Source organism: Mesorhizobium sp. 113-3-9 (genome assembly GCF_016756515.1).
Classification (GTDB): Bacteria; Pseudomonadota; Alphaproteobacteria; order Rhizobiales; family Rhizobiaceae; genus Mesorhizobium.
This window is the reverse complement of the sequence record NZ_AP023246.1, coordinates 1,026,345-1,051,759: the sequence shown is the minus strand read 5'-3', so window position 1 is coordinate 1,051,759 and position 25,415 is coordinate 1,026,345. Positions and strand designations below refer to the sequence as shown.

The following is a 25,415-nucleotide window of genomic DNA, read 5'->3' as shown; positions in this document are numbered from 1 at the left end:
TGATCGCCTGCACGCACGGCCATCCACGAAGCATTGCTTGGCCGGCCGAAAACCGGATACGAAACCACTCCAGGGAGAACGGCGCCATTGAGCAAGCCCGACAAGAAAAGCCGCGATGCCGAAAAGGTCGCGCGCCGGCGACAGAGCCTCACCCAGGCGGCCATCACCGTTATCGCGCGAAAAGGCCTGCCGGGCGTGACGCTGGCCGATGTCGCGCGGCAGGCCGGCTGCGGCTACGGCCTGGTCTCGTTCCACTTCGAGACCAAGGACCGCCTGCTGCTGGCCGCGCTCGACGCCCTGGTCGAGGAATACCGCGCGGCCTGGCATGCGCGCAGCGACCCCCATGACGATGCCACGGCCAAGCTCGAGGCGCTGATCGATCTCGACCTCGGTTCCGATGTCACCGATGACAGGCATATCGCTGTGTGGACGGCGTTCTGGGCCGAAACCTCGCGCAACGCCGACTACCGGGCGCGATTCAGCGAACTCAACAGGGCCTATCTGGCGCGGCTCGAACCGCTGATATCGGCCCTCGCCCAAAAGGAGCCGCCGGCCGCGGACTATCGGCTGGTCGCTGGCGGGCTGAGCGCCATTTTCGACGGGCTGTGGATCGAAAGCCAGATCGGTGACGGCCATGGCGAGGCAGACTGGGCGCGTGCCCGCGCCATCTGCCGGACTTATCTCCGCGCCTTCTTCCCGAAAAGTTTCGGTACCGAAACGAGCCAACGGCCATGACCCTGCGCAAGCTGCTGCCCTCGCCAAACGCGATCTTCATGTTCGAGGCAGCCGCGCGCCATCTCAACTTCACCAGCGCGGCGCGTGAGTTCAACGTCACCCAGTCGGCGATCAGCCGCATGATCGCGCGGCTGGAAAGCCATCTCGACGTCAAGCTGTTCGTGCGCGCGCCGACCGGCATCGACCTGACCGACGACGGCCGCCTGCTCTATGGCGCCGTAGGCAGCGGCTTCCAGCAGATCGAGATTGCGCTCGACGATATCAGGGCACGCCAGGGCGAGGCCGGCACGGTGACGCTGTCGCTGTCGTCCGCCTTCGCCATGCACTGGTTCATGCCGCGCTTCGATCGCTTCCAGGCCAGCTTTCCCGGCATCGACCTGCGTTTCCAGCTGGTGCGCGGCGAGCCGACCGGCCCGATCGAGGATGTCGATCTCGCCATCCGCTACAACCAGCCACCCAATGCCGAGCAGCAGAGCTGGGCGCTGATGGAAGAGGTCGTGCTGCCGGTCTGCAGCCCGTCCTATCTGGCCGAGCACGGCAGTCTCGACGATTGCAGCGATCTCAGCCGGCACACGCTTGCCCATCTCTCCGGCGCGTTGCGCATCCCCTGGCAGCACTATCTCGCGCAGTTCGACTATCCACAGCCGGTGGGCAGCCGCAGCCTGACCTTCTCCGACTACACGCTGGTCGTCCAGTCGGCGATCAAGGGCCGTGGCATGGCGCTCGGCTGGTGGCACGTCGTGGCCCACGAACTGCTGCAGAAAGGCCTGGTCAAGGGCGGCAAACATGAGTTGCGTACCGGCGACCACTATTACCTGGTGGCAACGGCACGACGCCCGCTGCGCAAGCCGGCCGTGCTGGTGCGCGACTGGCTGCTCAATGAAATGGCCGTGCTGAAACGGGAAATCCTCGCCGGCTGAGCCGTCGACGGCCACATTTGGCTTTACCCCCATGACTGCAGGTCATCGCCTCGTGACTATTCGGAGCGTGCGCGATCGTTTCCCGGTTCTATAGTCGCCATCGGTCCGACAGCTCGCAAAATCAAAATCAGAGCGCCGGGACGAGATGGCTTTGGGAACGAGCCGTGGGAGGAAGAGATTTGGCTGGGATTCCTGCCGCCCTCGGTGGCATGACGAACGCAGGACATCGTCTCGACCCGCTGTTGCGGCCGGCGTCGATCGCCTTCGTCGGCGCGTCCGTGCGCCCCAACACGCCGGGCAACACCATGGTGCGCGCCGCGGCGATGGACGGCTACAAGGGCCGACTCTACGCCATCAACCCGAAATACGACGTCGTGGAAGGCGTGCCGTGTCTTCCCGATCTGGCGAGCCTGCCGGAGACGGTCGACCATGTCGTGCTCGGCGTCGCCAATGACTATCTCGAGGACAGTCTGCTGGCGGCCGCCCGCCATGGCGCCAGGGCGGTCACGATCTTCGCCAGCTGCGACCTGACCGGTGCGGCCAACGATCCGCTCGCCGGCCGGCTGACCGAAATCGCCCGCGAGGCCGGCATCGTCATTTGCGGCGGCAACGGCATGGGCTTCTGCAACCCCGGCATCGGCCTGCGCATCTCCGGCTTCGCCTCCCGTCTCGCCATGAAGCCCGGCGGCGTGGCGCTGGTCACGCAATCCGGCTCGGCCTTCTCCGCGCTCGCCTACAACGACCAGCGGCTGAAATTCCAGCTCTGCGTTTCCAGCGGCCGCGAGCTGACGACGACGACATCAGACTATGTCGACTGGGCGCTCGACCAGCCCGACACCTCGGTCATCGGCCTGTTTCTCGAAACGGCGCGCCGGCCGGACGATTTTGCCCGCTGCCTGGAAAAGGCCGACCGGCTCGGCATTCCGGTCGTTGTCCTGAAGGTCGGGCGCACGGAATTGAGCGCCGGCTTCGCCGCCAGCCACAGCGGCGCGATTGCCGGCGACAATGCCGCCTACGAGGCGCTGTTCGACAAATGGGGCGCCTTCAGCGTCGACACGCTGGACCAGCTCGCCGCCAATCTCGCTCTGTTTTCGGCCGGCCGGCCGGCCGGCAGCGGCGGCCTTGCCAGTCTGCACGATTCCGGCGGTGAACGCGAAATGGTCGCCGACCTCGCGGCCAAGGCCGGCGTGCCGTTCGCCGCCATCTCGGAGCGGACGAAGGCGGGGTTGCGGCTACATCTCGACAGCGGCCTGCAGCCGGCTAATCCGCTCGATGTCTGGGGCTCGGGCCTCGACTTCGAGACGCATGTCGAGGCCTGCATGGACGCCATGCTCGCCGACCCCGACACCGCCATCGGCGTGCTGTTCCAGGACATACGCGACGGCTCCTACGTCGCCGAAGGCTTTACCCGCGCCGTGATCCGTTCCCACGCCAAGACCGGCAAGCCGGTTGCCGTGGTCAGCAACTACGCCACGGTGAACCACCGCGCACTCGCCTTGTCGACCACGGAGGCCGGCGTGCCGGTCATCGACGGCACCGATGAAGGCCTGCAGGCCATCCGCAATCTGCTGGCGTTTCGCGACCGGCGCGCCGCGACCCACACCTATCCCGATGCCGTGGCGCGTGACGTCCGCGAGCGCTGGCGCCTGCGCCTTGGCCAGGAAAAGCCGTTCGGCGAAAGCGAAGCGCTGGCGCTGCTGGCCGACTATGGCATTGTCACGCCGCGCTCGATCGCCGCCGCCACGCCGGATGACGTTGTCGCCGCCGCGCGAAAGATCGGCTTTCCCATCGCCCTGAAGACCGCCGTCCCCGGCATCCAGCACAAATCCGATGTCGGCGGCGTCCGCCTCAGCCTGGCCGATGAATCGGCGCTGGCGGTCGCCTATGCCGACATGGCGGCGCGGCTCGGTCCGCAGGTGCTGGTTGCCGAAATGGCGCCTAAGGGCGTCGAGATCGCATTCGGCCTGATCCGCGACCAGCAGTTCGGACCCTATCTGGTCATTGCCTCCGGCGGCATCTGGATCGAAGTGCTCAGGGATCGCGCGGTCGCCTTGCCGCCGCTCAGCCTCGAACAGGCGCAAGCCCTGGTCGTCAGGCTGAAGACAAGCCCGCTGCTCGACGGCGGGCGCGGCCGGCCGGCCGCCGACAGGACAGCACTCCATGCCGCCCTCGCCCGCTTCTCGATGCTCGCCGCCGATCTCGGCGACCTCATCGACGAGATGGACGTCAACCCGCTCCTGGTTTCCGGCCATGGCTGCATGGCCGTCGACGCGCTCCTGCTCGGCCGCAACGCCGGGCACCCGACACGATGAATTGCTTTTAGAGGACTGCCATGAATTTCGATCTCAGCCCGCGCGAAAAAGAACTGTCGAAGAAGGGGCGCGACTTCTGCGACCAGGTGCTGCTGCCGCTGGAAGCAATCACCGACGACCACGGCGAACTGCCGATGGAGCGCCGGGAGGCTGTCCGGCAGCAGGTGCGCGACTGGGGGCTGGCCGGCATCAACCACTCGAAGGAAAATGGCGGCCTCGGCCTCACCATGGTCGAGCAGACGGCGATCGAGGAACAGCTCGGCCGCGTCACCAACGGCTTGTGGAGCTGTGTCTGGCGTCCGCCGGTGAGCCTGAAATTCGGCACCGAGGCGCAGAAGCAGGACTATCTGATCCCGTCCTCGCACGGCCATCGCCGCGGCGCCTTCGCCATCACCGAACCGGAGGCCGGCTCCGATCCGCGCCGGGTCAAGACCAGCGCGGTCTTGAAAAATGGCCAGTGGCACCTGACCGGCGAGAAATGGTTCGTCACCTCCTACAACGCATCCGATTTCGTCATCGTGCATGCCCATGTCGACGACGATCCCGACAAGCCGACCTTGTTCCTGGTCGACAAGCCGGTGAACAACATGGTGCATCTGCGCTCGCCGAAATTCATGCACAATTTCGCCTTCGACCATGCCGAATTGCGCTTCGAGGGCACCACGGTCGGCGAGGACAAGATGCTCGGCAAGATCGGCCAAGGGCTCGAGCTGACCAAGGACTGGTTCGTCGAGGCGCGCCTGCAGATCGCCTCGCATGCGGTGGGTGCCGCGACCCGCGCCGCCGAGATCGCCAATGACTACGCCACCTCCCGCCACCAGTTCGACCGGCCTATCCGCGATTTCCAGGGCGTGGAATTCATGCTGGCCGACATGGCGGTCGAGATCTTCGCCGCCAAGTCGATGCTGTACCGCGTCGCCTGGGAGATCGACCAGGGTCTCGACCGCAAGCGCGTGCACGCCCATGCCAGCGCGCTGAAGCTCTACTGCTCGGAAGCCGCCGGCCGCGTCATCGACAAGGCGCTGCAGGTGCTGGGCGGGCGCGGCTACATGCGCGAGAACCCGGTCGAACGGCTCTATCGCGACATCCGCGTCGACCGCATCTGGGAAGGCACGTCGGAAATCCAGCGCGTGGTCGTCGCCGGCCAGATCCGCAAGCGCGGCATAGGCGTCTTCAGCGAGGTGGCCTGGGCGTGACGGCAACAAGCACCTTGCCGGAACCGAGGGCACGGGCCGCCTTGCCGTCGCGCCGGCATGTCGAGACCGCGTGCCTGCTCGGCCCGGCGCTGATCGTGCTGGCGTTGCTGTTCGTGGTGCCGCTGGCGCGGCTGTTCTCGCTGGCCTTCACCGACCCGGCCGGACCGTTCACGACTTTCGGCGTGCTCGCCGAAAGCGCGGTCTACCGTCAGGTGATGTGGAACACTTTTGTCGTCGCGATCATGGTGACGGCACTTTGCGTGCTGCTCGCCTGGCCGGTCGCCTATGTGCTGTCGCGCCTCGACGGCGTCTGGTTCGGCATCGCGCTCTACGGTGTGCTGTTTCCCTTCTGGATCTCGGTGCTGGTGCGCACCTTCTCCTGGATGCTTCTTCTGGAGCGCAACGGACCGATCAACCGGCTGTTGATGGCGACCGGCGTCACCGACGCGCCGCTGGCGCTGCTGTTCAACAATGTCGGCGTGCTGGTCGGCATGATCCACATCCTCTTGCCCTACATGATCCTGCCGCTCTACGGCGCCATGGTCCGCATCGACCGCCGCCTGCTGCTGGCAAGCGATGGGCTCGGCGCCAGCCTCGTCGACACCTTCCGGCGCATATATCTGCCGCTCTGCCTGCCCGGCCTTGCCGGCGGCGCGACCTTCGTCTTCCTGCTGTCGCTCGGCTTCTTCATCACGCCGGCCCTGCTTGGCGGCTCGAACGCCATCACGCTGTCGATGCTGATCGCCAGCTTCGTCAACGACCGCCTCGCCTGGTCGCTCGCCGCAGCCGGCTCGCTGGCACTGCTCGCCATCGTGCTGGTGCTGATGGCGCTGACCGCCCGGCTGCTGCCGATCGAGAGAGGGCTGTTCGCACGATGAACAGCTTGCCGCTCCTGCTCCGCGTATCAGCCAACGCCGGCGCCAGCCTGGTGCTCGCCTTCCTCGTGCTGCCGATCCTTGCCGTGGTGCCGGCCTCCTTCAACAAGGCGAGCTTCATCTATCTGCCGCCGCGCGAATGGTCCGGCGTCTGGTACGAGCGCTTCCTCGCCGATCCGGAATGGCGCACCTCGCTCATCAACAGCGTCGAGGTCGCCACGCTGGCCACGATCATCGCGGTGGTGCTCGGCACGCTGGCGGCAATCGGGCTGCGCCGTATCGACGGCCGCCTGCGCACGCTCGTCACCGGCCTGTTCCTGGCGCCGATGATCGTGCCGGTCATCGTCACGGCGGTGGCGCTCTACCGCAGCGCGCTCGATGTCGGCCTGAGCGGCACCATCCTGGGCATGAGCCTCGGCCATGCCATACTGGCGCTGCCTTTCGTCGTCATCAATGTCGGCATCGCCTTGCGCGCCGTCGACGACAACTGGCTGCGCGCCGCCGCCGGCCTTGGCGCCGGCCCATGGCGGATCTTCCGCACCGTCACCTTGCCCAACATCACGCCGGGCATCGTCGGCGGCGCCATCTTCTCCTTCATCACCTCCTTCGACGAAGTGATCATCGCCGTGTTCATGGCCGGCTATGCCTCGAAAACGCTGCCGGTAAAGATCTGGGAATCGATCCGGCTGGAATTCACGCCGGTCATCGCTGTCGCCGCGACGGTAATGATCGCGCTGGCCATCGTCCTGTTCGCGCTGGCGCAGACATTCAGCCGCAAGACTGGCAGCCGCAAAACCGGGAGCCCGAGCCGATGACCGCGATCCAATCGGGACAGTCGCTGCGCCTGGCCGGCGTGTCGAAAACCTATGGCAGCTTTCGGGCGCTGGAGCCGACCGACCTCGACGTCAAAGCCGGGGAGTTCCTGACGCTGCTCGGCCCCTCCGGCTCGGGCAAGACGACGCTGCTCAACCTCACCGCCGGCTATATCGAGCCGACGGCGGGCGAGATCCGCATCGGCCAGCGCGACGTCACCCGCATGCCCGCCCGCCACCGCAACATCGGCATGGTATTCCAGAACTATGCGCTGTTTCCGCATATGAGTGTGGGCGAGAACGTCGGCTATGGCCTGAGTGTGCGCCGGCTGCCCAAGCCCGACATCACCAAGCGGGTCACCGACATCCTGGCGCTGATGCGGCTCGACGGCTTTGCCGACCGGCCCGTCCAGCAACTTTCGGGCGGCCAGCAGCAGCGCGTGGCGCTGGCCCGCGCGCTGGTCATCGAGCCCGACGTGCTTTTGATGGATGAGCCGCTCGGCGCGCTCGACAAGCAGTTACGCCGCTCGGTGCAGCTCGAACTGCGCCGGCTGCACCAGAGCCTCGGCCGCACGACGATCTATGTCACCCACGACCAGGAGGAGGCGCTGGTGCTCTCCGACCGCATCGCGGTGATGGACAGCGGCCGCATCCAGCAATTGGGCACGGTCGACGACCTTTACGACCGTCCCGTCAACGCCTTCGTCGCCGGCTTCATCGGCGAATCCAACCTGCTGCCGGTACGCGTGCTCTCGTCATCGGGCGGCAAGGCCTCCGTCGATGTCGAGGCGTTCCGCAGGACGATCGCCGTCGATGCGGCGCCGGGAACGACGCCGGGTGAGCCGGCGCGGCTGCTGATCCGACCGGAGCATGTCGAGCTCGGCCGTGATGGCGAAGGCGTCGCCGCCGAGATCGTCGAGGTGATCTATCTCGGCGAATTGACCCAGCTCACCTTGCGGCTGGAGAGCGGCCAGACGCTCGCCGCCCGGCAGATCACCGACCGGACATTGCAGGCCGGCGCCAGGGTCCATGTCTCGTGGAAGCCTGGCCATGTCCGCGCGGTTCCTCATTCCCCATCCAAACCCACCAAAACGGAGAAAGCTGATGCATAGGCGTACTTTCCTTCTGACGGCAGCGGGCGGCGTGCTGGCCGGCGCGACGGGTCTTCCTCGACTGGCGCGCGCGGCGGACCGGCCTTTCACTTTCACCTCCTGGGGCGGCGCCCTGTCGAACGCCGAAAAGGCGGCTTTCATCGATCCGTTCGGCCAGCTCAAGGGCATTCCAGTGGTCAACACCTCGCCGACCGAGACGGCCAAGATCAAGGCCATGGTCGAGGCCAAGGCGGTCGAATGGGATCTCGTCGACGTCGGTGGCCGCACCGTCTGGCAGGGCGCCCATGATGGGTTCCTCGAGCCGGTCGACGTGTCGAAAATCCCCAATGCCGCGGCGCTCGAAAAAGGCTGGGTCGCCCCCAACGGCATCGCCACCTCGACCGGCGCCACCATCATGGCCTGGTCGAAGACCGCATTCCCGGATGCCGGACCGCAATCCTGGGCCGACTTCTGGGACGTGAAGCGCTTTCCCGGCCCGCGCGGCCTCTACCGCTTCTTCTATTACAATTACGAGGCCGCCCTGCTGGCCTCCGGCGTCAAGCCCTCGGAAGTGTTCCCCTACACGACCGAGAAGGCCGACATGGCGATGGCCAAGATCAAGGAGCTGAAGCCGCATGTCACCGTCTGGTGGGGCAGCGGCGCGCAGCCGCCGCAACTGCTCTCCTCGGGCGAGCTGGCGCTGTCCTCGGCCTGGAGCGGCCGCGTGCTGGCGGCGGAAGCAGAAGGCGCCCCCGTCGGCTTCACCTACAAGGACGGCATCGCCTGGGCGAACTGGTGGGTCATTCCCAAGGGGTCGCCCAATGTCGAGCTGGCGCATGAGGCGATCGATTTCGCGCTCGCCGAAGCCCAGCAGGCGAAGCTGCTCGCGCTCAGGACCTATGGCCCGGTGCTGAGCAGCGCGACATCGGGCGCCGATGCCGACACGAAGAAGATCCTCGTCATGGCTCCCGACAACATCAAGGACATGCTGATCCTCAACGAGGGCGAAGCCGACAAATATTCGGTCGCCTATGAGGAAAAGTGGAACCAGCTGATGCTGCAGTGAACCGCACCGACCGGCGTGGCTGATCCGAGCCCCGCCACGTCGGAGCATCGGCCCAAGGACGGCGCCCGCGATTGAGGCGCCGCATCGCACCACCTCGCCGGAGAAGACATGCCTGTTGACGCACCCCAAGCTTTGCCGGCCAGCCTGTGGGCGGCGACGGCCACCCCCGCCCCGCTCTATGCCGGGGCAAAAGGCGATGCCGTGGCCGACGTCGCCATTGTCGGCGGCGGGTATACGGGCTTGAGCGCCGCCCTTCATTTGTCGCAGGCCGGCAGGAAGGTGATCGTGGTGGAGGCCAGCGAACCCGGCTGGGGCGCTTCCGGACGCAATGGCGGGCAGATCATCGCCGGGCTGAAGCACGATCCCGACACGCTCGAAGCCAAGTTCGGCCGGAAGCTGGGCAGCGCCATCACCGAGACCTTTGGTGCCGGCGGCGATCTGGTCTTCGATCTCATCGAGAAGTACCGCATCGACTGCCACGCCGAGCGCAGCGGCTGGATCCAGGGCGCGCACGGACCCAAGCCTTTTTCGGACATCGTGACGCCCCGCTTCCGGCAGTGGCGCGCCAGGGGCGTCGAGGCGCGCCTGCTCGACCGCCAGCAAATGGCCGATCTCACCGGCTCGGCGCCCGAGGCCTATCATGGCGGCTGGTTCGATCCGCGCGGCGGCGTGCTGCAGCCGCTGAGCTACGCGCGTGGCCTGGCCGCCGCCGCCATCTCGCAGGGCGCCACCGTGCTGGCGCGGTCGCCGGCGCTTGGCCTCAGGCGCGAAGGTTACAACTGGCGGCTCGATCTCGGGCAAGCCTCGATCCGCGCGCGGCAGGTCGTGCTGGCCACCAACGCCTACACCGGGAACCTGTGGCCGGGTCTGCGCCAGACCGTCATCCCGGTGACCAGCTTCCAGATCGCCACGCAGCCGCTGTCGCCGGCGCTGCGCCGCACCATCCTGCCGGGCGGCCAGGGCGTCGCCGACACCAGGCGGCTCCTGCTCTATTTCCGCCTCGACCATGAAGGCCGGCTGGTGATGGGCGGCCGCTCGCCGGTCGACGACAATCCGACCATGGACGATGCGGCCCCCCTGAGGGCCGCTCTTGCCCGCATCTTCCCGCAGGCGGCGGGCGCGCCGGTTGAATTCGTCTGGAGCGGCAAGGTCGCGATCACCAAGGACACGATGCCGCATATCCACATGCTGGCGCCTGGCCTGTTCACCGCGCTTGGCTGCAACGGACGCGGTGTTGCCGCCTGCACGACGACAGGCAGGCTGCTTGCCGATCTTGCCCTGGGCACCGCTCCGGCCGACCTGCCGTTCCCGGTCACCGCCCCCGACCGCTACGCGCTGCATGCCTTGCGCAAGGTCGGTGTCTTCGCCTTCAGCCAGTATTACAAGCTGCTCGACAGCCGAAGCGCCGCATGACCGAATAGCCGGCTAATGGATGGTCAGTAAAGCGTGACGAAGGCCGGGAATAGGATGCCCGTTTCCCGGAAATACTCTATCAGCTCGATGGCCGGGAAGATGGCTAGGAAATAGAGCCCGTCATAGAAGGTGCGCTTGAGCGCGCGCGTCGAGAACTGCAGCTCGTCATTGTCACGGTAGAGCAGCGGGTTCGGCCAGAACCTGGGCGTCGCCTTGATATAGGCCGCATAGGCCGGGCCGAATTTGCCCAGGAGATATTCGGCTTCCTTGCGCGCCGTGACGCGGAAGATGAGAAAGCTGGCAAGGCCAAGGATTGCCGCCGCCACCAGCGAGCCATAGAGCAGACCGATGCCGACCGCGCCGACCGTCGAAAAGAAATAGAGCGGGTTCTGGCTCATGGAAAACGGGCCGGTTGAAACCAGCTCCTCGTTCTTCTTGCCGCCGACATAGAGAATGCTCCAGAGCCGGCCGGCGACGCAGACCAGCACCAGGCAGAAACCGAAGAATTCGAGGGCTTCGTGACCTTCCGAGCCCTCGGTGAGCGCCGGCTTGGTGAGAAACAGGAGCAGCACCGCCAGCACCGCCGCCACCCGCACGAAGATCAGCCGTTTGCGTTGGACGAACGCATTCGAAACCGGCTTGAGGGAAGCATAGGTCATTCGGGTTTTCCTGGGGCACGGATTGCAGGTTCGGGCACTGGGGCACGCCATTGATGGCGGATACAAGGCGGTGGCTTCTATCAGCGCAGCGCGCGAGGTTCGTAAAGGCCTTTTGCGCGGCCCAGGTTCATTCTTACGAATTTGTATGCCGCCGGACAGGCTGGAGTGAAGTCGCTTCCCTATCGTTCGAATGCCAGCCCGCCATTTTGGGGCCGGCTTCAGTTTACGGCAGCCGGACCACCGGCATCAGACAGGGAATGGTTTCATGAGAAAATTTGCACTTGCGGTCGCATTGGGCCTCCTCGCCGCATCCGGTCCGGTTTTCGCGGCCACCGCGCCTTGCGAGGAAACACTGAAGGCGCTGCGCGCGGCGGAGGCGGCGGCCAAGCTCAATGACGCGGACAAGAACAAGGTCTCGGAACTGGAGACAAAGGGCATCGAACGCTGCAACGCGGATGACGACAAGCGCGCCGACGACTTCTTCGCCCAGGCCATGAAGGTCATGGGCAAGTAATCCATGCCGTCCAAAGCACCCTCGGGCATCATCCGAGGGTGTGCGGGCGATTGAGAAGACATGCATCAATAGGGGCGGATCGCATGAATCCCTCGCGATGCGCTTTCATCCCGCCACGACCATCAAAATCAGGACTTCAGCCATGCTCCCCAGCAACAAGCAGCCCGCCGGGCCGGCCCAGAACAGGGTTCCGGATGTCACCTTCGATTTCTGGCTGATCAAGCTGATGGCGGTGACCATGGGCGAGACGGCGGCCGACTATCTGGCCGTCAACCTCGGACTCGGACTGACCGCCACATCGCTGATCATGACCGGCGTTCTGGTCGTTGCCCTTGTCCTGCAGTTCGCCCAGAAACGCTATGTGCCCTGGGCCTACTGGCTGGCCGTGGTACTAATCAGCGTCGTCGGCACGCTGATCACCGACAACCTCGTCGACAATTTCGGCGTACGCCTGCAGACCACCACGATCGCCTTCAGCGTGGTGCTCGCGGCGACGTTCGCGGTCTGGTACGCCAGCGAGCGGACGCTCTCGATCCACACCATCTTCACGACCAGGCGCGAGATCTTCTACTGGCTGGCGATCCTCTTCACCTTCTCGCTCGGCACAGCCGCCGGCGACCTGGTCGCGGAAAGCTTCGACATGGGCTATCTGACCACGGGCCTGCTGTTCGGCGGCGTGATCGCACTCATCGCACTTGCCTACTATCTCCTCCATCTGGACGCTATCCTGGCCTTCTGGCTTGCCTATATCCTGACGCGGCCGCTTGGCGCTTCCTTTGGCGACTTGCTGTCGCAACCGGGCGAATATGGCGGCCTTGGCTTCGGCACCACCTTCACCAGCGTGATCTTCCTGGGCTGCATCATCGCCCTGGTTCTCTACATGACATTGAAGAGAACCGCCGACGATGCCGACGAGATCCTGCTGGAATCGGATTGAGGCTTCGGCATGCGCTGCGTGGCTTGCCATTCCCTGACCGTCCTAGGAAAGGATCCGCCCCGGTGATAGCCTGCCCCCGATATCGGCAATCACCCGGATAAGCCAATGCGACTTCTTCTTGTCGAGGACGACCACAGGACCGCGGACTACATCGTCAGGGGACTGACCGAGGCCGGCCATGTCTGCGACCTCCTGCGCGATGGCCATGACGCGCTTTTCGCGGCGACCAGTGGCGCCTATGACGTGATCATAGCCGATCGCATGATCCCGGGTCTCGACGGCCTGTCGATGATCAAGGCGGTCCGAGCCGCCGGCGTGCGCACGCCGGCCATCTTTCTCACCTCCGTCGGCGGCGTCGACGACCGCGTCGAGGGGCTGGAAGCCGGCGGCGACGACTATCTGGTCAAGCCCTTCGCCTTTTCGGAGCTTCTCGCCCGTATAAACGCCCTTGGCCGCCGCCCGGCGGCGTTGGAGCAGAAGACCGTTCTGCGGGTCGGCGACCTCGAAATGGACCTCATCATGCGCCGCGTTGCCAGGCAGGGCCAGCCGATCGACCTGCAGCCGCGCGAGTTCAGCCTGCTGGAGGTGCTGATGCGCGGCGAAGGCCGCGTGATCACCCGCACCATGCTTCTGGAGCGCGTCTGGGACTTTCATTTCGACCCCAAGACCAGTGTCGTGGAGACCCATATCAGCCGGCTGCGCGCCAAGATCGACAAGCCGTTCGAAACCCAGCTTATCCATACCGTCCGCAACACCGGTTACAGCCTGCACGCACCGCTTGCATCATGACCGGAACCTGGGCCCGCCTGCTGCGCAGCACGCCGTTCCGGCTCGCCTTGACGTTTGCCTTCTTGTTCATGCTGGCCTTCGTGCTGGCGGGCGCCATCGTCTACCAGATGATGAGCGCCGATCTTGCCGAGCAGCTCGATGACAGCATCAAGGAAACCTACTCCGTCGTCGCCGCGACCTATGCCGACAACGACCTCAAGGAGCTGGTGGAGACCGTCCAAAGCCACTCCACGCGCAGCCCGAGGAAGGAACAGCTCTTTTCGCTGACCGACGCGGCCGGCAACCGTCTGGCCGGCAACTTCACCGCGGCGGAGCTTCCCGACGGCTTTTCGATGTTCGGGGCCGAAATGCCCGGCCTGCCTCCCGATACCGAATACCGCGCCTATTCCGGCTCGGTCGGCGGCAACAACCTGACCATCGCCTTCAGCCTGTCCGAGACGGAGGAACTGGAGACGATCATGCTGATGAGCTTCGGCTGGGCAACCCTGATCATCACCGGGCTGGCGATCGCCGGCGGCGCCCTGCTCGCCTCGCGCGTCCAACGCCGTCTCGACGGCATTGCCGCCACCATGGTCGACGTCTCGCATGGCCGGCTCGACACGCGCATCCCGCTGACCGGCAATGGCGACGACATCGACATGGTTTCCGGCCAGGTCAATGCGGCGCTCGACCGGCTGTCGGGCCTGGTCGACGGCATGAAACAGGTCAGCACCAACATCGCGCACGATTTGAAGACGCCGCTCAACCGGCTGCAAATGATCCTGGAAGGTGCCGCCGACAAGGCCGCGCGGGATCAGGACGTCTCCGACGATCTCGCCGATGCGCGCGCGGAGGGCTATCAGATCAACGAGACCTTCGATGCGCTGTTGCGGATCGCCCAGATCGAAGCCGGCGCGCGCAAGGCCCGCTTTACCGATGTCGACCTCGACGAGATCCTGCAGACCATGGCCGAGATCTACGCCGACGTTGCCGAGGATGACGGAAAGGTGCTGTCGTTCTCGCAACTGAACGGAATCGGGGACCGTATCCATGGCGACAGGGAACTGTTGACGCAGATGTTGGCCAATCTGGTCGAGAACGCGCTGCGCCATTGCCCGCCCGGCACGACCATCAAATTGTCGGTGGCACGCCAGGGTGAGCGTGTCCTCGCCAGCGTCGCCGACGACGGACCCGGCATTCCTGCGGAGGAGCGCGAAAGGGTATTTCAGCGGCTCTACCGATTGGACCACAGCCGCTCGACCCCGGGCAGCGGCCTTGGCCTCAGTCTTGTCAGGGCCATCGCCGATCTGCACGGGGCATCCATCGCCCTTGACGATTGCCGGCCCGGCCTTGCCGTGGTGGTGAGCTTCCCAGTCGTAAGGTCGCAAGCGCCATAAGGCCGAAGCGAGTCAAAGCCTGCGAAAGCGGCAATAGCTTACAAAAGCGTATGGGACTGGCGACCCGTCCGTAAGCTTGCAGCTTCATACTGGATGGACCTCACCTTCCATCGAAAGGCCGTGGAAAATGAAACCCCATTTTCGGAAAGCCATCAGCGTCCTGCCGGCGCTCACGGTCGCGGCGTGCCTGGGCACGACAAGTCTGGTTCCGGCGCTTGGTTGCTTGCCGGCCTCGGCCGCCGAGAAGCCCATCCAACCGGAGAAGAACCCTCCGGGCGACATTCCCGATACGCAGGTCTTCATCGACTATACCTCGCCGGAAGGCTTCACCCTGAAGGTGCCGGAGGGTTGGGCACGATCGGATCGTGCCGACGGCGCCAGCTTCGTCGACAAGCTGGACGGCGTCGTGGTCTCTGTTTCCAAAGCGAACGCCGCGCCGACCCTCGACAGCGCCAAGGCGGACTATGTCGCCAAGCTCGAAGCCGCCGGACGCGCCGTGCGGGTGAGCGCCGTCAAGCAGGTCAAGCTGCCGGCCGGCGCCGCGATCCGCATCGTCTACACATCGAACTCGGAACCGAACGCGGTCACCAACCGGCAGGTTCGCCTCGAGAACGAGCGCTATCTCTATTTCAAGGACGGCAAGCTTGTGGCGCTCGAACTCTATGCGCCCAAGGGCGCCGACAATGTCGACCAGTGGCAACTAATGTCCAGCTCGTTCCGGTGGAAATGAGATGCACGCGTTGGACGTGCATGAAATCTATCGTTTTTTCCACATCGGCGACGACGAGACGGCCGCATTGCGAGGCGTCAGTTTCCACGTCGCCGCCGGCGAGATCGTCGCCTTGGTCGGACCCTCCGGCAGCGGTAAATCCACCTTGCTGGCCTGCGTGACCGGCCTCGATGAACCGGATGGCGGCTATGTCGAGGTGGCCGGCGTCCGGCTGACCCGGCGTCCGGAGGCGCATCGCACGCGCGTTCGCGCCGCCAGCTTCGGCATCCTGCTGCAATCGGGAAACCTGTTCGGCCATTTGACCGTCGAACAGAACCTGCGATTGCAGATGCTGCTTGCCAGGAAGCCGGATGACCGGCGAACGGCCAGCCTGCTGGAAAGTGTCGGCCTCTCGCATCGCGCACGCGCTTTTCCGACCGAACTGTCCGGCGGCGAGACGGCGCGCGCGGGCCTCGCTGTCGCGCTGGCCGCCGATCCGCCGATCCTGATTGCCGACGAACCGACGGCGGAGGTCGATAGCGAGACCGAAGCCCGGCTGATCGCTCATTTCGAGGCGCGGCGCGACGCCGGACTGGCGACGCTGCTGGCGACCCACAGCAGGGTCCTGGCACAGAAAGCCGATCGCATCGTCAGGCTGAAGGATGGGAGGATCGACCGTGGCTGAGACACTGGTCGTCGCAAAAGGCCTCGGGCGAGACTTCCGGGATGGCAACGCCGGCCGGATCGACGTGTTGCGCGATGTCGACTGCGAGATCGCCTCAGGCGCGCGCATCGCGCTTGTCGGACCTTCGGGCAGCGGCAAGACGACCTTGCTGCATATTCTTGGCGGCCTCGACCGGCCGACGGCCGGTACTGTCGAATGGCCCGGGCTTGGCGCGTTCGAGAGCTTGAGGCCACGCCATATCGGCTTCGTATTCCAGTCGCCCAGCCTGTTTCCCGCCCTCACCGCTGCCCAGAACGTCGGCCTGCCCTTGCTGCTGGCCGGCGAGAATACCGGCGCCAACGACATCGCGGTATCGCTTCTGCGATCGTTTGGCGTCGGCGAACTCGGCGACAAGCTGCCGGAGGAACTGTCCGGTGGCCAAGCCCAGCGCATTGCCATGGCGCGCGCTCTTGCCATGGGTCCAAAGCTTGTGCTGGCCGACGAGCCCACCGGGCAGTTGGACAGCCGAACGGCGCTGCGCTTCTTCGACGCCGTGCTCGATCGCCTGGACGGTACCGACATCGCCCTGGTGGTTGCCACGCATGACGAAGCCATGGCCAACCGCATGGCAACGCGCTGGACGATGGATCACGGCCGGCTCACCGCCGGGCATCGGCCAGGGGCGGCCGCGGCATGATGGTCCTGCTGTGGATTCGCGGTGTGCTCGCCCGCCGCTTGCTGCGTGTGGCCGGCGCTGCCTTCGGCATCGCGCTGTCGGTCGCCTTGCTGGCGGCGATGTCGCTCTTCCTCGCCGACGCCGGTGCATCGATGACCGCACGCGCCGTGTCGGCGGTCTCGATCGACTGGCAGGTGCAAGTAATCCCCGGTGCCGATCCGGACCTAATCGGCAAGGCGCTGGCGCAAGCCGCTCCGGTCAAGGCCGTGCATCAGGTGCGCTATGCCGACGTCGCCGGCTTCGAGGCTCGGACCGGCGAGACGACCCAGACCACGGGCCCCGGTCAGGCGGTTGCTTTCGACAGCCGGTATTCCGGCGATTTCCCGGCGGAAATCCGCTCGCTTTCCGGCACCCTTGACGGCGCGCTGATTGCCCAGCAGACAGCCGCCAACCTTCATGTCGGTCCTGGCGACACTGTCTCGATCCAGCGGGTGGGCCTGCCGCCGGCGGAGGTGAGGATTGCCGGTGTGGTCGACCTCCCGGACGCCGACGCCCTGTTCCAGGCTGTCGGCCTGCCGCCCCAGGCAGCGCCGCAGGCCCCACCCGACAATGTCCTCATCCTGCCGCGGGAAGCCTGGCGGCAATTGTTCGATCCGCAGCAGAAGGCCCGCCCCGACACCGCCCGGCTGCAATTGCATGTGCGGCTTGCCCGTGAGGCGCTGCCGCCGGATCCGGTCACGGCCTACACTTTTGTCACCGACGCCCGGCGCAATCTCGAGGCAAGGATCGCCGGCCAGGCCATCATTGCCGACAATCTCGGCTCGCGCCTCGGAGCGGTCCGCGAGGATGCGCTGTACGCCTCCGTGCTGTTTCTGTTTCTCGGGCTGCCCGGCGTCGCGCTGGCGGTCGCGCTTACCTTTGCGGTCACCGCGTCCGGCGCCGCACGCCGACGCACGGAACAGGCGCTGCTTCGCGTCCGCGGCGCAACGACCAGGGACATCCTGTTTCTGTCCGCCGCCGAAGCCGCCATGGCGGCAATAGGTGGAACCGCCATCGGAATGGCCGCCGCACCGCTCCTGTCCGGAACCGGACCAGGTTTCAAGGCGACGCTTGGCGTTGACGGCCCGACGTTGCTTCTTGTCGCCTTCTTCGGGCTGCTGGTCGGGTTCATCGCCTTTCTCTATCCGGCCTGGCGCGATGCGCGCTGGGCGACCGTTAGCGCGGCACGGCGCACCGTGAGCCGGCTACAGGCGCCGCTCTGGCAGCGCCTGTGGCTGGATATCCTGTTGCTCGCGGCGGCGGGATTGTTCTTCTGGCAGTCGGCGAGCACCGGATATCAGGTCGTGCTCGCGCCCGAAGGCGTGGCGGCAACGGCGGTGGACTACAAGGCGTTCATCGCGCCGGCCCTGTTCTGGCTCGGCATGGCGCTGCTGACGATCCGGCTGTCGGCCACGGTCATCGCCCGCAATGGCGCGCTCCTGCGAATGATGGTTGCTCCGGCATCGGGAACGCTGGCGCCCGTCGTATCGGCCGCCCTGTCGCGGCAATCGGGGCGGCTGACGATCGGCATTGCGATGACCGCGCTGGCCATCTCCTTCGCCGCGTCGACCGCCATCTTCAACACCACCTACAATGCCCAGGCGCGCATCGACGCCGAGCTCACCAACGGTTCCGACGTCACCGTCTTCGGCACGGCGGACAAGCCCGCCGGAGCGCACTTTGCTGCTCTCGCCTCGCTGCCCGGCGCGGCAGCGGTGGAACCCATGCAGCATCGTTTCGCCTATGTCGGCGCGGACCTGCAGGACCTCTATGGCATCGACCCCAGCCGCATCGGACACGCAACCAGTCTTTCCGATGCCTATTTCAGCGGCGCCAGCGCGGCAGGCACGCTTGCCCTGCTCGCCGCGACGCCGGATGGTGTCCTGGTCTCGGAAGAGACCGTGCAGGATTTCCAGCTCCAGCAAGGCGATACCATCAATCTGCGGCTCATCGACGCCAGGGATCACCAGTATCATCCCGTGGCCTTCAAGTTCATCGGCGTCGCCCGCGAATTTCCGACCGCGCCCAAGGATTCCTTCCTTGTCGCCAATTCGGCCTATGTCGCCCGCATGACCGGCTCCGATGCGTCCGAATACGTGCTGATGCGGGCCAAGGCGGATCCCGCGGCACTGGCGCGGCAGGCTTCGTCGATGCTCACATCCGATCCGTCGCTGAAGGTGGCCGAGATCGGCCAGGCGGCGCATCTTATCGGCTCAAGCCTGACCGCGGTCGACCTCAGCGGCTTGACGACAATCGAACTGGGCTTCGCTGTCGTCATGGCCGCCGCCGCCGCCGGGCTGATGCTGGCCCTTGGATTCCTCGAGCGTCGCCGGCCTTTCGCCATCCTCGCCGCGATCGGCGCCAAACCGCGCCAGCTCGCGGCCTTCCTGTGGAGCGAAGGTTTGCTGATCCTTGTCGGCGGCATGGTGTTTGGCCTGCTTTCGGGCCTGCTGACGGCATGGATGCTGGTCAAGCTGCTGACCGGCGTTTTCGATCCGCCGCCCGAGGCCTTGTCGATCCCCTGGCTTTACCTGGCGACCATGCTCGGCCTCGTCGCCGCTTCGGTGGCTGCCGCCATTTGGTCCGCCAGGCCATCGGCGGGCCAGGCTGCGGAACAGTTGCGCGACCTGTGAGCTGGACGTCGGTTACCTATTTGTAAACTCGCGGCCAGCCCGCCGAAAACTCCACGGCCTAGGCTCGTTTAGCCGCTCCAAGGGCCGATGGACCTGCGGCTTAACAACCAAGCAAAACGGGAAAAAGACCATGAAGAAATCATCTATCGCAGCCGCAATGATATTCGCCGCCGTATCGTCAACCGGTGCGTTCGCCAAGGCAGCCACAGGCACCATCGCCAGCGTCGACAAGAAGGGCGACTCGATCACGCTTTCGGACGGCAAGACCTTCACCTTGCCGGAGGGCATCGAAGCCGAGACACTGAAAGTCGGCGAGAAGGTGGTCGTGACCTACTCGACCAAGGCTGGCAAGCTGGCGGCATCGAGCATCAAGCCGGCTAAATAAAACAATGCCACCTGGAGCAATTCCAGGGAACATGCGTAAAGCCGAGGGGCCCGCCGGCAGCGATCCCGACGGCTGTCGGCGGGCTTCTTCAAAGTATTCCAGTGACCAGCCGATCGAGCCGGGTGTTTTCCCGGTACGCGAAGCGAACCAGGACCGCCGCCAGAAAGCCGGTCGCGGCGCCGCCGAGAATGTCGCTGGCGTAGTGGGTTCCGAGATAGACGCGCGACAGCCCGATCAGCAGTGCCGCCGCAAGAAACCAGAATCCGCGCCGGGACAGGCCATGGACAAGGAAGGCGGCCGCGATGGCGAAACTTGCCGTCGCATGATCGGACGGGAACGAGAAATCGACGGTCCTGTCGATGATGAGGTGCGTGACATGCGCATCGTAAGGGCGCGCCCGTTGCACGAACAGCAGGATCAGCTGGTTGATGCCAAGTCCGATGAGGAACGAAAGACCGGCCGCTATCAGGACATGACAGATGGCCGGATCGGAGCGCGGCACCCACCACTGCGCCACGACCGCCAATACCAGCAGCGGCACGCCTGCCGTCGAGATCCCGATCATCACGGAATCAATCGTCGGAGCATGTCCGGCCCATGTGTTTATCCAGGTGGTGATCGCGGCGTCGAATTGATACATGCGTGGGCGGCCTCGGTTGGAGTAAGTCCCCGGAAAAGTGCCTGACGGGTTTCCGTCCGGACGCGCGTCAAGGCAAAGAAATGAACCGTTTCCGTGAAACGGGCACCGCTCTATTGGCGGCGCCAGGTGATTGCGGAATTGGTGATGTAGTTCCACGCCGAGCCCACGATTGCGCCGGCAAGGCCGGCAACCCACCAGCGTGAGTGGCCGCTGTAGAGAAGCGTCGACACGCCGACACCTGCCACGACGCCGAAGCTGCAAAGCGCGGCGAACATAAGCAGGCCGGTCAGGAACCGCCAGCCGCGCCGGCGCTGGTCGCGATAGGTGAAGGCGTTGTTCAGGGTGTAGTTGAAGGCCATTGCCGTGAACATGGCTGCTGTCTGGGCGACGGCAAACGACAGGCCGTGCGGCAACAATGCATGCAGGACCGCGAGATGGACGACAACGCCGGCGGACCCGACCAGGCCAAAGGCAAGGAAGCGCGTCGAGATCAGGTCTCCCGACATTTTCGCGACCAGCAGGCCGGCATATTCAAGCGCGACCAGGGAGTCGAGCTTGCTCTGTCCGTGCAGACGCGGGGCAAACACGTAAGGGATTTCCTTGATCCTGATGGCGCTTGGCGAAGACGCGACAATGTCGAGCAGGATCTTGAAACCTTGCCGCGACAGCCGGGGCGCCACGGCGTCGACGATTTCCCTGCGCAGCATGAAGAACCCGCTCATCGGATCATGGATCGGCGTTCTCAGGAGCAGGCGCGCAAGATACGTCGCCAGCCGGCTGACGCTCGACCGCAGCCTGGTGAATCCGCCATGGGCACTGCCGTCGCTCCCGTAACGGCTGGCAATCACCAGGTCGGCCTCACCGCCTTGCAGGATCGCGAACATGGCGGGCAGGCATGTTTCGTCGTGTTGCAGGTCACCGTCCATGACGGCGACGATCGGCGCCGAGCTCGACAGGATGCCCTCGAGGCAGGCTCCGGCGAGGCCTCGCCGAGCAATACGCCTGATACCGCGAACCCGGTGATCGCCGGCGGCAATATCGTGAACCGCCAGGATCGTGCCGTCCTTCGAGTCGTCATCGACAAAGACCACTTCCCAGTCGATGTGCGCCAGCGATTGCCGCAGCCGGGCCACCAGCAGGCCGATGTTGGGGCGCTCGTTCAGCGTCGGAATGACGATCGTCACTTCCGGGCCGCCATGCGCAGCCGTGACGGGCAACGCGCTCTCCGCCGTCAACGCCACGCGGGCGTCCTGGTAGGTGGTCGCCTGGTTCATGGCTGTCCCCCGGCCGGCTGCCCATCGGCCTTGGAGAGCGGCGGCGCTACGCGCTTCACCGGCAGGATCAGCATGTCGAAGACCGGAAATCCGGAGATCCGTTGCGTTATGTGCCTAGCGTCGCCGTCGACGACAAACAGGCCGCCGAGATTGTCGCGATAGGCTTTTTCCTGGGCGGCCTCGTCGTCGCGGAAATTCATGGCTCCGATGAAGAAGCCGGCGGTTTGGCTGGCGAGTCGCCTGTGGTCCATGAACTGGAAGTGGCGCGGATCTCCGGGAAGCACATCGACCGGAATGTCCGGGCCAAGTTCGTAGCCGAGCTTTGCCGCCTGCATCCAGTTCGAGGCAACGACATATCCGTTGGCGCGCCTGATCTCGTCGGCGACCTTGCTGTCCGTCAGCCCAGACCAGTCGACGAGCTGCCAGTTGACGTCGAACTTCGGCGCCCTCTGGAAAAATGGCCTGGTCAAGGCGCCGGTTGTCGCCTGCACCGCAAACCCGGTGGCCAGAAGCGGAACGACAGCGGCGGCGAGAACGATAGACACGATGAGCAGCGTTCGCCTGCGCATCGAGAATGCGCCGCACCATTGGCCGACGAGCGGAAAGGCAAACAGGAAGCCACTCATCGACCAGTGCGGCAGCGAGTGGGCACTGAACAGGGCGACCAAGTCGAAGAACACGACGGGCAGCGCCGAAAGCAGCACAAAGAAGCGATCCGTTGCCGAGCCGGCCCAGGCACCTCGCCACAGGCACGCCATGGCGACCAGCCAGATCGGCGGCCAAACATAGAGCGCCTGGCCGAGCAATGTGACGGCGAGGTTGCCGGGATGCAGGAGATGGCCTTCGTTGGCGGTACCCCGGCCGGACTGGAATGCCAAGGAAATCCAGCCATGATCCATGTTCCATATTATGACCGGCAGCAGACCAAGTGCCGCGATGGCGCCGGCCACCCATGGCCCGGCGGTTCGAAGCTGGTCCCGCCCGGGTTTCGTCAACAGCAGGACCAGCAGGGCGGAAATGCCGAACAGACCGGCCTGATATTTCGACATCAGCGCCAGCCCGAGCGCCACGCCGGCCACGCACCAGCGCAGAAGGGCAAACCGGGTTTCAGCGCCGAGAAGCATCGGTGCGGCCAGGCAGGCGGCGGCCAGCAGAAAGAAATCAAGCGGCCCGTCGGGAACGACGAAATGGCCGGCGGAGATAAGAAAGAACGGGGCGACCGTATACCAGGCAACGGCCCAGAATGCGGCAACGGCGCCATAGGCGTATCGGGTCAGCGCAAAAAGCAGCAACGCCGACGCAGAGCCGAGCAACACATAGGGAAGTCTCACCACGAGCCGGCATTCGCAGCCGAAAATATCCGCCATGAACCGGGCAAGCGCGAAGCCGATCGGAGGATGATCGAAATAGGAAAGCGAGTGGCTGCGTGACACCACCACCGCATAGGCTTCGTCAATCGAAAGTGGGATGACCGATGCAAGCCCTATCCTGAAGATCAGGAAGACGACGACGAGAAGTGCCATCTGAGAGATCGGGTACGCCGGAAAGGAGCGCGCCGCGCTGGATGTGGGCCATGTGGCAACCCCGGCACCTCGCCAGGTCTCGTCGTACTGCATCTGGGCGCTACCAGAACCAGAACAGATGGGTGCCGTAGTCCGGCATCGGCTCGTTTCCGGACATGACGATCAGCACCAAGGCAATGGCCAGCAACACGATGCCGGTCGTAATCCAGATCCACCGGCCAGCCCGGACGGGAATATTGCGCGGTACGGACAAAGCCACCTCTCGGAACACGACAGGCTTTCGGCTTGGGACGGTCTTAGCCGCAGCGGTTCAGGCGTGACACTGCCTCGTCAATCATACTGCCGCCTTGCCGGGTTCTTACAAATCAGTAAGGGGTGGAATTGTTCTCGGACGACCCGGCCCCGGCCGGCCCCGACACTCAGCGGTCGATGCGCGTCGACAGGATGATCGACGATGAGGTCCGCTCGACCCCGTCCATGGCGCCGATCTGGTCGAGCAGCGCGTCGAGGTCGCGGATCGACGGGGCGTCGACGATGACGATCATGTCGAAATTGCCGCTGACCGAATGCAGCGTCCTGACCGGCGGCAGCGCCTGCAGAGCCCGCACCACCCTGTCAGCAAGCTTCGGCGTGACGGTGAGCAGCACATGCGCCTTGACCAGCCCTTGCTCATAGTCCGCCGAGAGCCTGACGCCGTAGCCTGCAATGATGCCGCGCTGCTCCAGCCGCTCGATCCGGCTCTGCACCGTCGTGCGCGACACGCCGAGCTGCCGCGCCAGTTCGGCCGTCGAGGCGCGTGCGTTGGCGCGCAGCAGGGAAAGCAGGGCCTGTTCGGCTTCACTGAGCATTTCGACGAATTCCTTCGGCAAATTGGCTAATATTAGGGTTCACTCCGCCAGATTTCACACTTCCTTTCGACAGGCAAGCTGCGATGATTCCCGCCGGATTGAAGTGACAGGGGTATTGATCATGAACAACATCGTTATCGTCGGCGCCGGCAAGATCGGCTCGACCATTGCAGGGATGCTCGCCGCGACGGGCGACTACCACGTTACCCTTGTCGACCGCTCGGCGGCACAGCTCGCCGCGGCCGAAGTGCCCGCCGGCGTCGAGACGCTTGAACTCGACATCGCGGCGGTAGGCGCGCTGGAAGCAGCGCTCGCCGGCAAGTTCGCGGTGCTCAGCGCCGCCCCCTTCCATCTCACCACGCGCATCGCCGAGGCGGCGGCCAGCGCCGGCGTGCACTATCTCGACCTCACCGAGGATGTCGTCTCGACCCGCCGCGTCAAGGAACTGGCGCGTTCGGGCAAGAGCGCCTTCATCCCGCAATGCGGGCTGGCGCCTGGCTTCATCTCGATCGTCGCCAATGATCTCGCCAGCCGCTTCGATACGCTCGAAAGCGTGCGCATGCGCGTCGGCGCCTTGCCGCAATACCCGTCCAACGCGCTGAACTACAATCTGACCTGGAGCACCGACGGCGTCATCAACGAATATTGCGAGCCCTGCGAGGCGATCGTCGAGGGCGAGCTGGTCGAAGTGCCGCCGCTGGAGGAGCGCGAGGAATTCTCGCTCGACGGCGTCACTTACGAAGCGTTCAACACGTCGGGCGGGCTGGGTACGCTGGCCGAGACGCTGAAGGGCAAGGTGCGCACGCTGAACTACCGCACCATCCGCTATCCCGGCCATGCCGCGATCATGAAGGCGCTGCTCAACGATCTCGGCCTGCGTCACCGCCGCGACGTGCTGAAGGACATTTTCGAAAGTGCTTTGCCGGCGACGCTGCAGGACGTGGTCATCGTCTTCGTCACCGTCTCCGGCCGCCGCAACGGCCGCCTGCTGCAGGAGACCTACGCCAACAAGATCTATTCGCAACGCGTCGGCAACAAGGTGCGCAGCGCCATCCAGATCACCACCGCGTCCGGCATCTGCGCCGTGCTCGACATGCTGGCCGACGGCAGCCTGCCGGCGACCGGTTTCGTCAAGCAGGAAGAGATCGCGCTGGATGCATTTCTGGCCAACCGCTTTGGCCGCGCCTACGCCCAGCACGAGATGGTGAGCCGGCTGGCGAGCTGAGCTTTTTACCCTCCCCCTTGTGGGGAGGGTTGGCTCGCAATCGGAGCGAAGCGGAAATTGCGAGACGGGGTGGGGGTGAGCGCCGACGGTCGGCGAGGACCCCC

General features: G+C 65.3%; 25 protein-coding genes. 19 read left to right on the top strand and 6 right to left on the bottom strand.

The genetic code is table 11. The features are described from left to right. The first annotated feature begins 87 nt into the window (after positions 1-87). The 9 genes from MesoLj_RS04965 (at position 88) to MesoLj_RS04925 (ending at position 10,420) form a co-directional block, all read left to right on the top strand. Positions 88-735: a TetR/AcrR family transcriptional regulator gene (locus tag MesoLj_RS04965; protein ID WP_202325279.1), complete on the top strand. Its 648-nt coding sequence runs from the start codon at positions 88-90 to the stop codon at positions 733-735. Next, positions 732-1,655, top strand: a complete 924-nt coding sequence (locus MesoLj_RS04960; RefSeq protein ID WP_202325278.1) for a LysR substrate-binding domain-containing protein — start codon at positions 732-734, stop codon at positions 1,653-1,655. Before MesoLj_RS04965 ends, MesoLj_RS04960 begins: the two co-directional genes overlap by 4 nt. Before the next feature lie 179 nt (positions 1,656-1,834). Next, positions 1,835-3,967 (top strand): acetate--CoA ligase family protein, encoded by a 2,133-nt coding sequence (locus MesoLj_RS04955; RefSeq protein ID WP_202325277.1) that lies wholly within the window; start codon positions 1,835-1,837, stop codon positions 3,965-3,967. 20 nt (positions 3,968-3,987) lie between these two features. Next, on the top strand, positions 3,988-5,163 hold the full coding sequence (locus tag MesoLj_RS04950) for an acyl-CoA dehydrogenase family protein (RefSeq protein ID WP_140776276.1): 1,176 nt from the start codon (positions 3,988-3,990) through the stop codon (positions 5,161-5,163). Continuing rightward, a complete protein-coding gene (locus MesoLj_RS04945; RefSeq protein ID WP_244735295.1) occupies positions 5,160-6,041 on the top strand; it encodes an ABC transporter permease in 882 nt (293 codons plus the stop codon). The genes MesoLj_RS04950 and MesoLj_RS04945 overlap by 4 nt, the downstream gene beginning before the upstream one ends. A gap of 5 nt (positions 6,042-6,046) precedes the next feature. Beyond that, positions 6,047-6,853: an ABC transporter permease gene (locus tag MesoLj_RS04940; RefSeq protein ID WP_244735294.1), complete on the top strand. Its 807-nt coding sequence runs from the start codon at positions 6,047-6,049 to the stop codon at positions 6,851-6,853. Continuing rightward, entirely contained in the window at positions 6,850-7,962 is a 1,113-nt protein-coding gene (locus tag MesoLj_RS04935) for an ABC transporter ATP-binding protein (RefSeq protein ID WP_202325275.1), read from the top strand. Before MesoLj_RS04940 ends, MesoLj_RS04935 begins: the two co-directional genes overlap by 4 nt. Next, the gene (locus MesoLj_RS04930; RefSeq protein ID WP_202325274.1) at positions 7,955-9,007 is read left to right on the top strand and encodes an ABC transporter substrate-binding protein; all 1,053 of its coding nucleotides are present in this window, start codon (positions 7,955-7,957) and stop codon (positions 9,005-9,007) included. Before MesoLj_RS04935 ends, MesoLj_RS04930 begins: the two co-directional genes overlap by 8 nt. A 108-nt stretch (positions 9,008-9,115) precedes the next feature. Continuing rightward, complete coding sequence (locus MesoLj_RS04925; RefSeq protein ID WP_202325273.1) at positions 9,116-10,420, top strand: NAD(P)/FAD-dependent oxidoreductase; 1,305 nt, start codon at positions 9,116-9,118, stop codon at positions 10,418-10,420. Positions 10,421-10,443: 23 nt separating this feature from the next. On the opposite strand, the gene MesoLj_RS04920 is transcribed toward MesoLj_RS04925, so the two are convergent. Beyond that, positions 10,444-11,079 carry a methyltransferase family protein gene (locus MesoLj_RS04920; RefSeq protein ID WP_202325272.1) on the bottom strand — a complete coding sequence of 212 codons (636 nt, stop codon included), beginning with the start codon at positions 11,077-11,079 and terminating at the stop codon, positions 10,444-10,446. A 265-nt stretch (positions 11,080-11,344) separates the two neighbouring features. On the opposite strand from MesoLj_RS04920, the gene MesoLj_RS04915 reads away from it, so the two are divergent. The 9 genes from MesoLj_RS04915 (at position 11,345) to MesoLj_RS04875 (ending at position 19,801) form a co-directional block, all read left to right on the top strand. Further along, positions 11,345-11,593 carry a hypothetical protein gene (locus MesoLj_RS04915; protein WP_202325271.1) on the top strand — a complete coding sequence of 83 codons (249 nt, stop codon included), beginning with the start codon at positions 11,345-11,347 and terminating at the stop codon, positions 11,591-11,593. Between the two features lie 142 nt (positions 11,594-11,735). Beyond that, on the top strand, positions 11,736-12,530 hold the full coding sequence (locus tag MesoLj_RS04910; protein ID WP_140776288.1) for a COG4705 family protein: 795 nt from the start codon (positions 11,736-11,738) through the stop codon (positions 12,528-12,530). Positions 12,531-12,635: 105 nt separating this feature from the next. Next, the gene (locus tag MesoLj_RS04905) at positions 12,636-13,319 is read left to right on the top strand and encodes a winged helix-turn-helix domain-containing protein (RefSeq protein ID WP_140776290.1); all 684 of its coding nucleotides are present in this window, start codon (positions 12,636-12,638) and stop codon (positions 13,317-13,319) included. Further along, positions 13,316-14,695, top strand: coding sequence for a HAMP domain-containing sensor histidine kinase (locus MesoLj_RS04900; RefSeq protein WP_140776292.1), 1,380 nt, complete (start codon positions 13,316-13,318; stop codon positions 14,693-14,695). The genes MesoLj_RS04905 and MesoLj_RS04900 overlap by 4 nt, the downstream gene beginning before the upstream one ends. A 127-nt stretch (positions 14,696-14,822) precedes the next feature. After that, positions 14,823-15,425: a hypothetical protein gene (locus MesoLj_RS04895; RefSeq protein ID WP_202325270.1), complete on the top strand. Its 603-nt coding sequence runs from the start codon at positions 14,823-14,825 to the stop codon at positions 15,423-15,425. Position 15,426: 1 nt separating this feature from the next. After that, complete coding sequence (locus MesoLj_RS04890) at positions 15,427-16,089, top strand: ABC transporter ATP-binding protein (RefSeq protein ID WP_202325269.1); 663 nt, start codon at positions 15,427-15,429, stop codon at positions 16,087-16,089. After that, on the top strand, positions 16,082-16,765 hold the full coding sequence (locus tag MesoLj_RS04885; RefSeq protein WP_244735293.1) for an ABC transporter ATP-binding protein: 684 nt from the start codon (positions 16,082-16,084) through the stop codon (positions 16,763-16,765). Before MesoLj_RS04890 ends, MesoLj_RS04885 begins: the two co-directional genes overlap by 8 nt. Next, on the top strand, positions 16,762-19,416 hold the full coding sequence (locus MesoLj_RS04880; protein ID WP_202325267.1) for an ABC transporter permease: 2,655 nt from the start codon (positions 16,762-16,764) through the stop codon (positions 19,414-19,416). Before MesoLj_RS04885 ends, MesoLj_RS04880 begins: the two co-directional genes overlap by 4 nt. A gap of 130 nt (positions 19,417-19,546) precedes the next feature. Continuing rightward, complete coding sequence (locus MesoLj_RS04875) at positions 19,547-19,801, top strand: DUF1344 domain-containing protein (protein WP_202325266.1); 255 nt, start codon at positions 19,547-19,549, stop codon at positions 19,799-19,801. A gap of 88 nt (positions 19,802-19,889) precedes the next feature. On the opposite strand, the gene MesoLj_RS04870 is transcribed toward MesoLj_RS04875, so the two are convergent. The 5 genes from MesoLj_RS04870 to MesoLj_RS04850 form a co-directional block, all read right to left on the bottom strand. Continuing rightward, complete coding sequence (locus MesoLj_RS04870; RefSeq protein WP_202325265.1) at positions 19,890-20,441, bottom strand: phosphatase PAP2 family protein; 552 nt, start codon at positions 20,439-20,441, stop codon at positions 19,890-19,892. 110 nt (positions 20,442-20,551) lie between these two features. Continuing rightward, positions 20,552-21,715, bottom strand: coding sequence for a glycosyltransferase family 2 protein (locus MesoLj_RS04865; RefSeq protein WP_202325264.1), 1,164 nt, complete (start codon positions 21,713-21,715; stop codon positions 20,552-20,554). After that, the gene (locus MesoLj_RS04860; protein ID WP_202325263.1) at positions 21,712-23,238 is read right to left on the bottom strand and encodes an ArnT family glycosyltransferase; all 1,527 of its coding nucleotides are present in this window, start codon (positions 23,236-23,238) and stop codon (positions 21,712-21,714) included. The genes MesoLj_RS04865 and MesoLj_RS04860 overlap by 4 nt, the downstream gene beginning before the upstream one ends. 100 nt (positions 23,239-23,338) lie before the next feature. Then, positions 23,339-23,491, bottom strand: coding sequence for a hypothetical protein (locus MesoLj_RS04855; RefSeq protein WP_202325262.1), 153 nt, complete (start codon positions 23,489-23,491; stop codon positions 23,339-23,341). Positions 23,492-23,657: 166 nt separating this feature from the next. After that, a complete protein-coding gene (locus tag MesoLj_RS04850; RefSeq protein WP_202325261.1) occupies positions 23,658-24,086 on the bottom strand; it encodes an Lrp/AsnC family transcriptional regulator in 429 nt (142 codons plus the stop codon). Between the two features lie 121 nt (positions 24,087-24,207). Between MesoLj_RS04850 and MesoLj_RS04845 the strand changes: the two genes are divergently transcribed. Then, entirely contained in the window at positions 24,208-25,311 is a 1,104-nt protein-coding gene (locus tag MesoLj_RS04845) for a saccharopine dehydrogenase family protein (protein ID WP_202325260.1), read from the top strand. The last annotated feature ends 104 nt before the right edge of the window (positions 25,312-25,415 follow it).

Excerpts from the sequence above, each read along its gene's own strand:
- MesoLj_RS04960 (WP_202325278.1), top strand. The coding sequence starts at position 732 with ATGACCCTGCGCAAGCTGCTGCCCTCGCCAAACGCGATCTTCATGTTC.
- MesoLj_RS04950 (WP_140776276.1), top strand. The coding sequence starts at position 3,988 with ATGAATTTCGATCTCAGCCCGCGCGAAAAAGAACTGTCGAAGAAGGGG.
- MesoLj_RS04935 (WP_202325275.1), top strand. The coding sequence starts at position 6,850 with ATGACCGCGATCCAATCGGGACAGTCGCTGCGCCTGGCCGGCGTGTCG.
- MesoLj_RS04930 (WP_202325274.1), top strand. The coding sequence starts at position 7,955 with ATGCATAGGCGTACTTTCCTTCTGACGGCAGCGGGCGGCGTGCTGGCC.
- MesoLj_RS04925 (WP_202325273.1), top strand. The coding sequence starts at position 9,116 with ATGCCTGTTGACGCACCCCAAGCTTTGCCGGCCAGCCTGTGGGCGGCG.
- MesoLj_RS04920 (WP_202325272.1), bottom strand. The coding sequence starts at position 11,079 with ATGACCTATGCTTCCCTCAAGCCGGTTTCGAATGCGTTCGTCCAACGC.
- MesoLj_RS04915 (WP_202325271.1), top strand. The coding sequence starts at position 11,345 with ATGAGAAAATTTGCACTTGCGGTCGCATTGGGCCTCCTCGCCGCATCC.
- MesoLj_RS04910 (WP_140776288.1), top strand. The coding sequence starts at position 11,736 with ATGCTCCCCAGCAACAAGCAGCCCGCCGGGCCGGCCCAGAACAGGGTT.
- MesoLj_RS04905 (WP_140776290.1), top strand. The coding sequence starts at position 12,636 with ATGCGACTTCTTCTTGTCGAGGACGACCACAGGACCGCGGACTACATC.
- MesoLj_RS04900 (WP_140776292.1), top strand. The coding sequence starts at position 13,316 with ATGACCGGAACCTGGGCCCGCCTGCTGCGCAGCACGCCGTTCCGGCTC.
- MesoLj_RS04895 (WP_202325270.1), top strand. The coding sequence starts at position 14,823 with ATGAAACCCCATTTTCGGAAAGCCATCAGCGTCCTGCCGGCGCTCACG.
- MesoLj_RS04890 (WP_202325269.1), top strand. The coding sequence starts at position 15,427 with ATGCACGCGTTGGACGTGCATGAAATCTATCGTTTTTTCCACATCGGC.
- MesoLj_RS04880 (WP_202325267.1), top strand. The coding sequence starts at position 16,762 with ATGATGGTCCTGCTGTGGATTCGCGGTGTGCTCGCCCGCCGCTTGCTG.
- MesoLj_RS04875 (WP_202325266.1), top strand. The coding sequence starts at position 19,547 with ATGAAGAAATCATCTATCGCAGCCGCAATGATATTCGCCGCCGTATCG.
- MesoLj_RS04870 (WP_202325265.1), bottom strand. The coding sequence starts at position 20,441 with ATGTATCAATTCGACGCCGCGATCACCACCTGGATAAACACATGGGCC.
- MesoLj_RS04865 (WP_202325264.1), bottom strand. The coding sequence starts at position 21,715 with ATGAACCAGGCGACCACCTACCAGGACGCCCGCGTGGCGTTGACGGCG.
- MesoLj_RS04860 (WP_202325263.1), bottom strand. The coding sequence starts at position 23,238 with ATGGCACTTCTCGTCGTCGTCTTCCTGATCTTCAGGATAGGGCTTGCA.
- MesoLj_RS04850 (WP_202325261.1), bottom strand. The coding sequence starts at position 24,086 with ATGCTCAGTGAAGCCGAACAGGCCCTGCTTTCCCTGCTGCGCGCCAAC.
- MesoLj_RS04845 (WP_202325260.1), top strand. The coding sequence starts at position 24,208 with ATGAACAACATCGTTATCGTCGGCGCCGGCAAGATCGGCTCGACCATT.